Raw genomic sequence first — 14,404 nt, 5'->3', positions numbered from 1 at the left:
AAAAGGATTGTAATGCGAAAAATAATATTGATTTTATTCTTGCTTTCGGGTGCGATAAACGCGCAGCAGACTTATCCTGTCGACACGTCGTACACGGTAAAAAGCACGTATGCTAAATTGATAAAAAAATATCCGTCAATCACAATTCCGGTTATAGAAAAGAATAAGAATCTGATTCAAATTAAGGATATAATTTATTTTAAAGAGAACGAAAGAACCTTGCATTTTGATGCTTTTGTATATAACACAAAAAAGCAAAATCCTGCCGTTATTATGATTCATGGCGGAGGCTGGAGATCTGGCGATAAAACTCAGATGAACGCTTTGGCAGAAGAAATTGCATCTTACGGTTATTCCTGTTTTACAATTGAATACAGATTGTCGCTTGAGGCAAAATATCCTTACGGAGTTTATGATGTAAAAAATGCGATTAAATTTATAAAAGATAACGCAGCGAAATTCAAAGTAGATCCAGACAAAATTGCGGTTTTAGGCTGTTCTTCGGGCGGACAAATGGCAGCTTTGATTGGTACAACAAATGAAAATCCAACTTTTGAAGATGCTTCAAATCAAAGTAAATCATCATCAAAAGTAAATGCAATTATTGATATAGACGGCGTTTTGGCATTCAGACATCCAGAATCTTCAGAAGGAGAAATGGCATCGTTTTGGCTTGGAGGTTCTTATGATGAAAAACCGGAGAATTGGAAAAATGCTTCAGCTTTAAGCCATACCGATAAAAATACACCGCCAACATTGTTTATAAACAGCAGTATTGACAGGTTTCATGCCGGTAGAGATGATATGATAAAGATTTTAAATCAGTATAAAATTTACAATGAAGTTCAAACACTAGAAAACTCACCGCATTCTTTTTGGTTTTTTGAACCCTGGTTTTATAAAACAACCGATTTTACAGTCCAATTTCTAAATAAGATATTCAAATAATTTACCATAAAATGAAAACAAAAATTACAGCCGCAGCTTTATTCTTAATTGGTTTTACATCAGTTAATGCTCAAAAATATGATATTAAAACGGCTAAAACGTATGCTGAAATTTCGGCAAAAACAGACGGACATTGGGAGGGACGCAAATACATAGGCGGAACAACTTTTAAAAACGTCGACAGATTAAAACTGGCACCAGAACATACAGATCATTCTTTTGATATTCGTTACGAAGGTCCGGGCTGGGAAAATAACCGAATTGGTTACCGTTTGTATTTAGACTGGAGAAATGCAATTGATATTTTCGGAAAGAAAACATCAGCTATAATTTTACCAAAAGTAGGTCAGGATAATTTTGATTCGTATCATGAAATGAGCGATTGGGGAGCTGATATCCTGAAAGCCGGAAAAGCAATCGGAATTGGTTCTATCGATCGTTATTTAAACAATGAAAAACTGCATTTCCGTGAAGTAGATTCTACGATTGCAACAGTTGTAAATAAAGACAACGAATCGGGCGTAAAAGTGAATTATTATGGATGGAAGACAGCATCTGATAAAATTGATTTTACTTCTACTTTAACCATAAAACCAGATCAGTTATATACAAAACATACGATTCAGGCATCCAAAGAAATTAAAGGAATCTGTACAGGAATTGTAAAACAAAAGAATACGGAATTGCTTAAAAAAGAAAGTAAAAACAAAAAATGGGCTTATATAGCTACATATGGCACACAGTCTTTGGTTCCGGACAAATTAGGACTGGGAATTTTTTATGAAGTAAACACAATCGAAAATATCGCTGATACAGATTTAGATTATTTATTGGTTTTTAAACCAACAACAAAAGCAAATTCTTTTTATCTTTTAGGTGCCTGGGAACAAGAACAAAACGGCATAAAATCGCAGGAAGATTTCGTAAAATATTTAGATGCACAATTAGAGGTTTTAAATAAAAAAGGGAAGATGTAAGTTATTTTTTGCCACAGATTTAAAGGATTAAAAAAGATTAAAAAATCTGCTGATCTGCAAAATCTGCGTGAAAAATATTTAACACATAGAAACATAGAATTTATGATGTTTTAAAAGAGTATAAAAAGTAGCTCGCTTCTAACACATAGCGTACTATGTTTGTTAATGCAAGTGAAACGCCTTTATTAAGTCCCAAAAACTATGTCTCTATGTGTTTAAAAAACAAGCAAAGAATAATCCATTTAATCTGTGAAATCTGTGGCAAAAAAAATATAAATATGAAGTATAAAAAAACAGCCGTACTATTATTTCTGCTTCTCCATGTTTTTGTAATTGCACAAAACAATCCCGAAAATGTACTGCCGGATAACCTAAAATGGTCTGAGAGAACTGCACTTTCTATTTTAGATAAATATCCCGAAGCATGGAAACTAGACGGAAATGACAGTCCGAAATGGGATTATAAAATGGGTTTTGTATTGTCTGGTTTTGAGAAATTATATCAGGAAACAGGTGATAAAAAATATCTCGATTATATCAAAAACTATGTTGACGGTATGATTGACAGTGACGGAAATCTTAAAAAATACGAAACTAAAGAATACAACATTGATTGTTTGAATCCGGGGAAACTGCTGTTCAATTTATATGATGTGACAAAAGATTCGCGCTATTTTGAAATTATTGGAAAATTGAGAAATCAGTTAGAAAATCAGCCCAGAACAGTGAGCGGCGGATTTTGGCACAAACAAATTTATCCGAATCAAATGTGGATTGACGGTTTGTATATGGCGGAACCTTTTTATACTCAATTTACTATCAAATATGAAAAAGGAAGAAGCTTAGATGATATTGCCAAACAATTTGAATTAGTTCACGATCATATGATCGATAAAAAAAGCGGACTGGTTTATCAGGCTTGGGATGAAAGCAAGGAAATTGCCTGGGCCGACAAACAAACCGGAACTTCCCCAACGGTTTGGGGACGCGGAATTGGCTGGTATATGACAGCATTGGTAGAAACGTTGGATTATTTTCCAAAATCTCATCCAAAATATAAAGTTTTGGTTCAGTACTTAAATGAAATTGCAGCGGCTGTAGATCAATACAAAAACGATACAGGATTATGGTACCAAGTAGCAGATAAAACACAGTTATATGCCAATTATACAGAACCATCTGGTTCAGGAATGATCATTTATGCTTTTGCAAAAGGAGCACGCAAAGGATATTTGTCTTCCAGTTATAAAAAAACAGCAAAAAAATCATTTGACAGTTTTGTAAAAGAGTTTGTTAAGGTCGATAAAAAAGGAGAAGTAAATATTCTCAATGTGTCGGCAAATGTAGGTTTAGGCGGAAAACCTTTTAGGGACGGGACAAACGATTATTATCTTATTGCCAAAACAAAAGAGAATGGTGCGATAGGTTTGGGAGCATTTTTAATGGCTTCAATTGAATTAGAAAAATAATAGAATTAAAATATATTTTGAAATGAAAAATACTAAGAAACAAAGTTTTATGTCGGTTTTATTAGTTTGTGCTATTGCTTTAACAGGCTGTAAAGCGATTTCGCAGGAACCAGCAAAAAAAGAAATTGTTATTTCTAAAGACTTGAAATGGTCAGATAAAATGGCTTTAACCTTAATGAAACGTCATCCGGAAAGTTATATGCTCGACGATTCAAAAAAGCCAAAATGGGATTATGTTCATGCCTTGGTTTTGCATTCGATTGAAGAGTTGTACAAGAAAAATCCAGATCCGCGTTACAAAGCTTACATAAGAGGTTATGTTGATGAATTAGTTCAGGAAGACGGAAGCATTAAAACTTACGAATTCGATAAATACAACATTGATTTAGTTGTTCCCGGACGTTTGCTTTTTGATATTTACGCAGAATCAAAACAGGATAAATACTTAAAAGCAATGCAATTAGTTCGCAAGCAATTAGCAGAACAGCCACGTACAGCAAGCGGCGGTTTCTGGCACAAACAAATTTATCCAAACCAAATGTGGTTAGACGGTTTATACATGGGAGAACCATTTTACGCACAATACACAGCAACATTTGAAAACGGAAAAAGTTTTGATGATATAGCAAAACAATTTGAATTGATTCAGCTTCATGCAACAGATCCTAAAACTGGATTATTATACCACGGCTGGGATGAAAGCAAAGCAATGCCTTGGGCAAATAAAGAAACAGGAAATTCACCAAACTTTTGGTCCAGAGCTTTAGGCTGGTACGTAATGGCATTGGTTGATGTTTTGGATTATATGCCAAAAGACCACCCAAAAAGAGCAGAATTAATTAAATATTTAAACAATGCTTCTGCGGCTTTGGCTAAGTATCAGGATAAATCCGGATTATGGTATCAGGTTACAGATAAAGGTGGAGAAAAAGGAAATTATTTAGAAGCCTCAGGATCAGCAATGTTTACTTATGCATTTGCAAAAGGAGCAAACAAGGGATATTTACCGGCAAAATATAAAAAACTGGCCAACAAAGCTTTTGATGGACTGACTAAAATCTTAATCAAAAAAGTTGATGAAGACGGCGGAATTACTTTAACAAACTGCTGTCAGGTCGCAGGTTTAGGCGGAACTCCGTATCGTGATGGTTCTTATGAATATTACGTAAACGAAAAGAAAAAAGACAATGACCCTAAAGCGACAGGGCCTTTTATTTTGGCTGCTTTGGAGTTGAATAGATAGAAGTTAATTGTTAATTGTGAGTTATGAATTTTGAATTATGAGTGAACGCACGCTTTGTCTTGCTGAGCGAAGTCGAAGCACCGCAAAGAAACTCCTCAAAGAAACTCCAATTGCAAATCACGATACAAACCCGACAGGTTTTAAAAACCTGTCGGGTTTAAATGCAAACAGTTTGTCATTTCGAGGGACGAGAAATCGCACTAGTATATCGACAAAGATTGACGACAATAGGAATGGAGTTTCTAGTGCGATTTCTCGTCCCTCGAAATGACAAAACGTTGAGGTAAAAAAATAAAACAAAACAAAAAATGAAAAATATAAAAATCATTTTCCTTTTCCTTTCCTTTTTCTCTTTAGAGAAAAATTCAGCACAAGTCTGGACACCGGATAATGGAGACGGAACTTATACCAATCCTATCATTCATGCTGATTACTCAGATCCTGATGTAGTTAGGGTTGGAGACGATTTTTATATGACGGCATCGTCTTTTAACTGTATGCCCGGACTTCCGATTCTGCATTCTAAGGATTTGGTAAACTGGAAAATTTTAAGTTATGCATTGTCAAAACAGCCGCCTTTTGAAACTTATGATAAAGTCCAGCACGGAAACGGAGTCTGGGCGCCAAGTATTACTTTCCATAACAACGAATTTTATATTTATTATCCAGATCCTGATTTTGGGATTTATATGATAAAAGCTAAAAAAGCCGAAGGTCCTTGGTCAGAACCTCTTTTAGTAAAAGCCGGAAAAGGATTGATTGACCCGAGTCCGCTTTGGGATGATGACGGAAAAGTGTATTTAGCGCATGCGTTTGCAGGAAGCCGTGCGCAGATAAAAAGTTTATTAGTAGTCTGCACGATGAATGCAGAAGGAACTATCGCTAATAATGATGAGGTTATGGTGATTGACGGACATGAAAGCGAAGGAACAATTGAAGGTCCAAAATTTTATAAACGAAACAATTACTATTACATTTTTGCTCCGGCAGGCGGCGTTCCTACGGGCTGGCAGACCATTTTGCGATCTAAAAATGTTTTTGGCCCCTATGAAAAGAAAAAAGTTTTAGAACAGGGATCAACAAAAATAAACGGCCCGCATCAGGGCGCTTGGGTGCAGACACAAACTGGTGAAGACTGGTTTATTCATTTTCAGGACAAAGGCGCGTACGGAAGAATTGTGCATTTGCAGCCTATGAAATGGGAAAAGGACTGGCCGGTTATGGGACAGGATTTTGATAAAAACGGAATAGGCGAACCAGTTACAGCATTTAAAAAGCCAAATGTTGGCAAAAAATATCCAATAGAAAATCCGGTAACTTCAGATGAATTTAATGAACCAAAATTAGGATTACAATGGCAGTGGCAGGCCAATTCGCAAGTCAATTGGGGATTTCCTACGAGTATGGGATATCTGAATTTATTTTGCGTAACAACAATCAAGGATAATAAAATATTTGATGCTCCAAATTTGCTTCTGCAAAAGTTTCCTGCCGAAGAATTTTCGGCTACAGCCAAAATAACTTTCAATACCAGATTAAATGGAGAATCGACCGGACTAATTATTATGGGATTAGATTACAGTTATTTGAATTTTAAAAATGCTGAAGGAAAATTATATCTAAGCCAAAAAACAGGAACATTCAATAAAACCGTTTCAGAAACAGAAACAAAACCTATTTTAATTGCAGACAATACTATTTATTTGAGGGTTAAAATTAAGCAAGGCGGAGTATGCAGTTTTTATTACAGTTTAGACGATAAAAACTATCAATCAATAGGAACTGATTTTATTTCGAAAGAAGGAAAATGGATTGGGGCGAAAGTCGGGCTTTTTGCTTTAGGCGAGAAAATAACAAACGATTCTGGAAATGCCGCCGTTGATTGGTTTAGAATAACGAAATAAAAATGATCAAAAACTAAAAGAATAAAATGATTCCACTAAAAAAAATAGTACTGCTTTTTATTGTTGGTTTTAGTTTCGCAGTAAATGCGCAAAATACTTATAAAAACTGGCCGGATGTAATTCGTAAAAACAATGCATCGTGGTTTGGTACAGAAGAAGCAAAAAAGATTGCCGAAAACGTTTTGCTTTACCAAAGAGATATTGGAGGATGGCCAAAAAATATTCAAATGCAGAATGAGCTGACTCCTTCGCAGAAAAAGGATTTACTTGAAATAAAGAAAACCACAAAAGAAACCACTACAGACAATGGAGCAACGACCCAGGAAATGCTTTTTTTGTCTAAAATGTATGCGCAGGTTAAAGACGAACGCTATAAAGAATCCTTTTTAAAAGGTTTAAATTATTTGTTAGAAGCCCAATATGCAAACGGCGGCTGGCCTCAGTTTTATCCCTTAAAAAAAGGATATTACACCCATATAACATATAATGACGATTCGATGGTTCGCATTTTAAATGTTATGAAAGAAGTTGCTGAAGAAACTGATTTTTACAGCATTAAACCCTCAAAAGAAATCGTTGCCAAAACAAAAACAGCTTTTGATAAAGGCATTGACTGCATTATTAAAACACAATACAAACAAAACGGAGTTTTAACGGCCTGGTGCGCGCAGCATGATGAGGTTACATTACTTCCGGCAAAGGCGAGAGCGTATGAACTTCCTTCGCTTAGCGGAAAAGAATCGGCTAAAATTGTTTTGCTTTTAATGTCCATTCAAAAACCTTCACCAGAAATAATTACTGCTGTAAAAAGTGCCAATATCTGGTTTGAAAAAACAAAAATTACCAATCTGGAAGAAAAACGTGTTTTAAATGACGCCGGAAAAATTATCGATAAAAAAATGATTCCGGTTCAAAATGCTTCACCAATCTGGGCGAGATTTATGGAGTTGGACAATAACGAACCTTTCTTTAGTGATCGTGACGGAATCAAAAAGAAATCACTGGATGAAATAGGCGCAGAACGAAGAAATGGTTACGCCTGGTATACCGACGAACCTAAAGAAGTTTTGAAAAAATATGCTTCGTGGGCAGTTAAAAATGGTGTAAAAGTTTCGGAAACAGCATCCGAGAAAAAAAAAACTAACTTCTTAACGGTTGCTCAGGATGGCTCTGGTGACTTTACCAAAATACAAGATGCCATTTATGCAAGTCCGTCTTTTCCTTATGAAAAAGTGACCATTTTTATAAAAAACGGAACCTATAAAGAAAAGCTGAGAATCCCGGAATGGAATACCAATTTGATTTTATTGGGAGAAAGTAAAGAAAACACCATTATTACTTTTGATGACAATTTTTCGAAGATCAATTTAGGACGCAACAGCACCTTTTATACTTCAACTGTTTTAGTGGAAGGAGACGATTTTTCGGCATCAAATTTAACCATTCAAAATGCTTCTGGCGATAAAGGTCAGGCAATTGCATTATCAGTGGTAAGCAATCGTGTTAAAATTTCAAACTGTATTATTTTAGGAAATCAGGATACACTTTATTTATCTGGAAAAAACGCCAAGCAGTATTTTAAAGATTGTTATATTGAAGGAACAACCGATTTTATTTTTGGAGGCGCAACTGCATTGTTTGAAAATTGTGTAATTCACAGCATTAAAAGTTCCTATGTAACAGCCGCTTCAACTCCCGAAGGAACAGCGTACGGCTTTGTTTTTAAAAATTGTAAACTAACGGCAGAACCTTCTGCCAATGCCGTTTATTTAGGAAGGCCATGGCGAATTTATGCCAAAACAGTTTATATAAACTGCGAATTAGGAAAACATATAAAACCCGAAGGCTGGGAAAACTGGTCGAAACCAGATGCAGAAAAAAACACCTTTTATGCCGAATACAATAACAGCGGAGAAGGATTTCAACCAGCGAAAAGAGTATCATGGTCACATCAGCTTACCAAATCAGAAGCAGAGCAATATTCGATAGAAAATATTTTAAAAGATACTGTACTGAATTGGTATTTTTAATTAAGGTTCAGAGGCACAAAGGAGCAAAGGAGCAAAGATCCGTGGAAACGAAAATGCTAAGTATTCGAACCAATCTTTGAACCTCTGAACCTTTGCTTCTTTGTTCCTTAAAATCTAAGAACCTTAGAACCTTAAAAAAAATGAAATATCTTATCCTCATATTAATCAGCTTTAGCTCATTTGCCCAGAACAATGATTTTCCAACGGCAAAACTTGATTCTATTGTAAACAGAATCCAGCTTCCGGTTTTTCCTGCTTATCAGGTAAATATTTTAAAATTAGGGGCAAAAGGAGATTCAATCACAAACAACAAAGCTGTTTTTGATAAAGCGATGGCATTGTGCAAAAAGAATAATGGCGGAACTATTATTGTACCAAAAGGCATTTATAAAATAAACGGACCAATTCATTTTGTAAGCCATGTAAACCTGAAAATAGAAAAAGGAGCAAAGATCAAGTTTAGTGACAACCCGCAGGATTACCTTCCAATGGTTTTAACAAGCTGGGAAGGAACTATGCTATATAATTATAGTCCGCTTATATATGCCAATGAATGCTCCAATATTGCCATAACAGGCGAAGGAACAATTGATGGAGAAGGAGGAAAAATATGGAAAAGCTTTAAGGCAAAAGAAGGTTCTGGCAAGGATTTAAGCCGTGAAATGAACCACAATAATATTCCGTTAAAAGACAGAAAGTTTGGCGAAAGTTATTTCCTGCGTCCGCAGATGATTCAGTTTTTGAATTCTAAAAATATTTTAGTCGAAAATGTGAGAATCGAAAATTCGCCGTTTTGGTGTTTACACCTTTTAAAATCGGAAAGTATTACCATTCGCGGCATCAGTTATAAATCCTTAAATCACAATAACGACGGAATCGATCCTGAATATGCCAAAGATGTTTTAATAGAAAATGTAACTTTTAATAACGGTGACGATAACGTTGCTATAAAGGCAGGCAGAGATCACGAAGGAAGAGCCAATACAGCAACACCAAGTGAGAATATAATAATAAGAAACTGTAATTTTAAAGGACTTCATGGCGTAGTTATTGGCAGTGAAATGTCGGCTGGAGTTCAGAATGTTTTTGTAGAAAATTGTAAAACCATCGGATACTTAAAAAGAGGAATTTATTTAAAAACCAATGCCGATAGAGGCGGTTTTATTAAAAATATATTCGTTCGGAATATTCAGTTGGATCAGGTTGAAGACTGTATTTATATTACAGCCAATTATCACGGAGAAGGAAAAGGATTTCAATCGGATATATCCAATGTTTCATTCTCGAATATTACTTGTAATAAAGCATCAGAATCCGGAATTGTAATTCAGGGTTTTCCCGATAAAAAAATCAAAAACATCTCACTGAAAAATATTGAAATTAAAGAAGCAAAAAATGCCCTTTCTAACGAAAATGCCGAAAATGTTTTAATGACAGATGTTTTTATAGGACAAAGAGCGACAGTGCCAACGGCGGTTTCGAAACCTTGAATTTTTAGGTTCAAAGGGGCAGAGGTTCAAAGGGACAAAGGTTTTTTCTGTAGAGGCGCACAGAAGTGCGTTTATTTTAGGTACAAAGTTACAGAGGTTCAAAGGGACAAAGGTTTTTCTGTAGAGACGCACAGCAGTGCGTCTACGCAAAGAGCATCCGTAAAGATATGTCCTCCTGAGCGAAGTCGAAGGAACGCAAGTAACTCCGCATTTCAAAATCTAAAATCTAAAATCTAAAATCTAAAATCTAAAATCTAAAATGAAATACATCTTAATCTTAGTACTAATCACATCAGCTTGTTTCGCACAAAAAACAGCAGTGTATTGTATTGGCGATTCGACAATGGCAAACAAAAAAGATCCGGAGCGTAATCCAGAGCATGGCTGGGCACAAGTTTTACAGCCTTTTTTTAAAGACGATATCGTTGTGGTTAACAAAGCTGTAAATGGCCGAAGCACAAAAAGTTTTATTAACGAAAAACGCTGGGATTCCATTTATAAAAAACTAAAGAAAGGCGATTATGTCTTTATACAATTTGGACATAACGATGAAAAAATAGAAGATTCGACCCGTTACACTAACCCGCATACTGCGTATAGATATAACTTAATTCGTTTTGTAAAAGAAAGCAGGGAAAAAGGAGCAATCCCTATTTTGTTAACTTCAATTGCTAGACGTAACTTTAATGAAAAAGGAGTATTAGTTCCCACGCATGGAGATTATCCTTTAGAAACCCGTTTAACGGCGCAGGAATATAAAGTGCCTTTAATTGATTTAGAATATTATACCGAAGTTTTAGAACAGTCTTACGGGCCAGAAAAATCAAAACAACTGCATTTGCATTTTAAAGCAGGTGAAAATGCCTATTATGATAAAGATAAGGCAGATGATACGCATCTTTCTTTATTAGGTGCCAAAACGATTGCACAAATAGTAGTAAATCAAATTAAAGTTTTAGATGATAAAACTTTAGAAAACCTTAAAAAAGGAATCAGATAAATAAATTAATTTCAAATGCCTGAATGGGTTTAAAATAAAAAGAATGAAAAGCACAATTAAATTTTACGCATCGACAGCATTTTCGGTACTAATTTTTGCATCGTGTCAAGCGCAGCAAAAACGCTCTAAAGAAAATAAGATTGTTTTAAAAAACATATCTAATATCGAATTATTTCAAAAAGCGATTACTGTAAAAAGAAATCAGATTACATTAAATAAAGATTTAGGAACTTATCCTGTATTACTTTTTAAGAACGATACAATTCCTGCTCAGGTTAATGACTTAGACGGTGACGGAAAATGGGATGAACTTTTTTTTGTAACCAATTTTTCTCCAAATGAAGAAAAAACAATACTGCTCAATTGGTCGCAGAAAGATCCTAAATATCCAATAAAAACAAGTGTGCGATTTGGAAAAAGAGAAGGGAAGAACCTTCCCGTTCATCCAGATACTCAGGAAATTTTGATGGCAGATCAGGTTCATAAAAAATTAGGTTATCAAAAATACCAAACGGACGGACCAACCTGGGAAAATGATAAAGTAGGTTTCAGGCATTATTTAGATGGCAGAAACTCAAAAGATGTCTTTGGGAAAAAATTGCCGGGAATAACGCCGGAAGATGTTGGAATTAACAGCAAAGGCGCCGTTGAAGACAATTATCATGTAATGTACGACTGGGGAAGAGATATTTTTCCTGTTGGAAATTCGGCTGGTTTAGGAGGATTTGCCTTATTGACTAATGACAATAAAATCAACAGACTGGGAATACTTGCTGCTGACACTTTAAATAATATCGAAAAAACAACTTTTAAAATTGTTAGTGAAGGCCCGGTTAATTCGGTTTTAAGTTATAGGTATCAAAATTGGGAAGCTTCGGGAAATAAATATCAGGCACAGGAAACCACTTCAATCTGGCCGGGAATGTATGGTTATAAAAATACAGTTTCGCTGAATGGTTTAAAAGGAAACGAAATGCTGCTTGTTACACTTTCTAATCTTAACAACCAAAACCCGCTGCAGGTAATTGAAGCTGGAGATTTTGTGTGTTTTATACAACATGATAAATTGACCTATGAACGTCAATGGATTTTAGGAACTGCTGTTATTGTTCCGAAAAATGTTTACAAAGGATATATTGAAGCACCAAAAACAGGACAGCTGACAGATTCTTATTTAATAAAACTGAAAACAAAGAACAAAGAAGAAATTAGTTATTATCCAATAGCGGGATGGGAATTAAGTGCAGATGCAAACTTTAAGGATTCTGTTTACTTCACCAATTATGTAACCAATTTGGCAAAGCAGCTTTCGGCTAAAATTAAGATAAGTATAAAATAAGTTTGATATCAACGTCATTTAAGATATATAATAACAAAATCATAATATTTGACTTGTATTTTGAAGTTCTGCCTTTAAATAGACAATCAATTGGGGAAAAATTCCACACATTCTCAGTGGTGAAATAAAAATTTAAGCGAAAATCTTATACTTTAAAAATCATTTTATTTTTTATAAACCTATTTTAAAACATGTCTAAATAAGCTCTTAAATTTTGTTTTGATAATAATTGTCTGATTAATAGTTTGTTGCGGAAAGATGATTTAGCAAAATGTGATTCGTAAATTTTAGGTTAATTTAAAGAGTAAAAAACAATGATAATTTTAACAGCAAATATGTTGTAACTATCAATCAAACTTCTATTTTTGCGCCTTAATTTAATAATTATAAGCATGAAAGATCTATTAGTAAAAATCAACGCCGAAATTGACACATTCAAAGCAGAAGCTGAATCTTTAACTGAAAAAGGTATCAAAGCTGCAGGACCAAGAGCACGTAAAGCTACTTTAGAAATCGAAAAACTTTTAAAAGAGTTCAGAAAAGTTTCTATCGAAGAATCAAAAAAATAATACAACTAAAACCTCGTCAACTGGCGAGGTTTTTTTTGCTTTAATATATAGGTTTTAAAAACCTTAGTATCTCAGAATCTTAGCATCTTATTACCTCTAAAAAAAACTTACCATTGCCTTGGCCCAACAGCAATTAATTCTTTGGTTTTTAAATCATATATTTTAGTTTTATTACTGCATTGAAACTTAATTTGCAGTCGATTTTGTTCCATTAAATCAAACTGATACGTCCAACGATCTTTTTTGTCTTCTTTTAATTTTATGATTTCCTGACCTTCTTGATTGTACAAAGCATATACATCATGGGTATCTTCGTTTTTAACCGTAAAATAGTAAAAGTTTAATAATTTATTTTCCTTGAAAAAATTTCGTAACTCCTCACTTGGCTGATAATAATAATGTATTTCCTGCATCGCTATTAGATTAAATTCGGCAGGCAGGATAATTTTTCCGCTTTGATCTATAATACCTATTATATCTCCTTCTTTTCGAGGTGAAAAAGTAAAAAGTTTATCTGTAATTGCTTCTCTGCCAAAAGTATTGATATAAAAAGCAACTCTGTTTTTTACAGGTTCAAGAAAAGGATAGGCAAAAGGTGCAGCAGTTCCATCAAAATCAACAATCTGAATCCCTTTTTCAGTTTCAGAAAAATAATATTTATCATAAGCCATTAGCACATTTTTGGCAGTATTAGGTTTTATATTTAATGTACTGTCAATAACGGTATCATAATATGGATTTGGTTTTCCGGTTTCTGAATTGCTTTTCTGTGCCCAAATTTCATTTTTCTTTTTTACATATAAATAGCTTTGAAAATCTTTATATAATTTTAATAAAATCTTTTTATCTGTATTGAGATCGAAATATCCAAATTGATTGTCGCTATTAAGATAAATCATATTTTTATCAAGATGTGTTATTACAGGATAACTACAAATTTCAATCGCTTTATTATCATCTAAACGAAGTAATTTGTCATCAAATTTTATAAGATTGGTCTGCTCGGGAATTGTTGGTTCACCTAAAAATTGTTTTTTAGTTATAAGGTAAAGCTGTTTATTATAGTGAAAAAGTGATTTTATACTTTCACCTTCATCAAAAGTATATAGCAGCTTGCCATTTACATTAAATAGAAAACTTTTGGAATTCCAGGTAATCGTGTCTAGCGGAGAATATCCAATATAAAAAATCTGCTTTGATGTTGGCGGGTAAGTTTCACCAACCAAATACCGATCTATTGCCTCATAGTTTGGCGGAATAAGAACTTGTTTGGTAGAAGTAACCATTACACCGCTTTTAGTACCTTTCATAAATATAGAATAAGGCGTATCTGAAAAAGGGTAATATTTTAATTTTGCTTTGCAGGAATTAAAAAGGATACAAGATAGAATCAGCAATACATAAACTATATTTTTCATAGACTTACTTTTATTAT

Annotated in this window: 11 protein-coding genes; 10 read left to right on the top strand and 1 reads right to left on the bottom strand. The window is 34.2% G+C overall.

The features are described from left to right. Positions 1-12: 12 nt before the first annotated feature. From FLAPXU55_RS04195 to FLAPXU55_RS04150, 10 genes are all read left to right on the top strand, one after another. Complete coding sequence (locus FLAPXU55_RS04195) at positions 13-948, top strand: alpha/beta hydrolase (protein ID WP_180856714.1); 936 nt, start codon at positions 13-15, stop codon at positions 946-948. Positions 949-959: 11 nt separating this feature from the next. Then, complete coding sequence (locus tag FLAPXU55_RS04190) at positions 960-1,925, top strand: DUF4861 family protein (RefSeq protein ID WP_180856713.1); 966 nt, start codon at positions 960-962, stop codon at positions 1,923-1,925. Positions 1,926-2,203: 278 nt separating this feature from the next. Beyond that, complete coding sequence (locus FLAPXU55_RS04185) at positions 2,204-3,394, top strand: glycoside hydrolase family 88/105 protein (RefSeq protein ID WP_180856712.1); 1,191 nt, start codon at positions 2,204-2,206, stop codon at positions 3,392-3,394. Positions 3,395-3,416: 22 nt separating this feature from the next. Next, positions 3,417-4,637 (top strand): glycoside hydrolase family 88/105 protein, encoded by a 1,221-nt coding sequence (locus tag FLAPXU55_RS04180; protein ID WP_180856711.1) that lies wholly within the window; start codon positions 3,417-3,419, stop codon positions 4,635-4,637. A gap of 308 nt (positions 4,638-4,945) precedes the next feature. Further along, positions 4,946-6,541, top strand: coding sequence for a glycoside hydrolase family 43 protein (locus FLAPXU55_RS04175; protein WP_180856710.1), 1,596 nt, complete (start codon positions 4,946-4,948; stop codon positions 6,539-6,541). 26 nt (positions 6,542-6,567) lie between these two features. Continuing rightward, positions 6,568-8,571: a pectate lyase gene (gene pelA / locus FLAPXU55_RS04170; protein WP_180856709.1), complete on the top strand. Its 2,004-nt coding sequence runs from the start codon at positions 6,568-6,570 to the stop codon at positions 8,569-8,571. A 140-nt stretch (positions 8,572-8,711) separates the two neighbouring features. Beyond that, positions 8,712-10,061: a glycoside hydrolase family 28 protein gene (locus FLAPXU55_RS04165; RefSeq protein ID WP_180856708.1), complete on the top strand. Its 1,350-nt coding sequence runs from the start codon at positions 8,712-8,714 to the stop codon at positions 10,059-10,061. 259 nt (positions 10,062-10,320) lie between these two features. Then, positions 10,321-11,061, top strand: coding sequence for a rhamnogalacturonan acetylesterase (locus FLAPXU55_RS04160; protein ID WP_180856707.1), 741 nt, complete (start codon positions 10,321-10,323; stop codon positions 11,059-11,061). A 43-nt stretch (positions 11,062-11,104) separates the two neighbouring features. Then, the gene (locus tag FLAPXU55_RS04155; RefSeq protein WP_180856706.1) at positions 11,105-12,400 is read left to right on the top strand and encodes a DUF4861 domain-containing protein; all 1,296 of its coding nucleotides are present in this window, start codon (positions 11,105-11,107) and stop codon (positions 12,398-12,400) included. Positions 12,401-12,792: 392 nt separating this feature from the next. Next, positions 12,793-12,969 (top strand): histone H1, encoded by a 177-nt coding sequence (locus FLAPXU55_RS04150; protein ID WP_026729959.1) that lies wholly within the window; start codon positions 12,793-12,795, stop codon positions 12,967-12,969. A 107-nt stretch (positions 12,970-13,076) separates the two neighbouring features. Here FLAPXU55_RS04150 and FLAPXU55_RS04145 read toward each other — a convergent pair whose 3' ends face one another. Then, entirely contained in the window at positions 13,077-14,387 is a 1,311-nt protein-coding gene (locus FLAPXU55_RS04145; protein ID WP_180856705.1) for a hypothetical protein, read from the bottom strand. Positions 14,388-14,404 lie beyond the last annotated feature (17 nt).

It is taken from the genome of Flavobacterium panici (genome assembly GCF_903819335.1).
GTDB classification, from domain to species: Bacteria; Bacteroidota; Bacteroidia; order Flavobacteriales; family Flavobacteriaceae; genus Flavobacterium; species Flavobacterium panici.
This window is presented reverse-complemented; position numbering and strand designations above follow the sequence as displayed.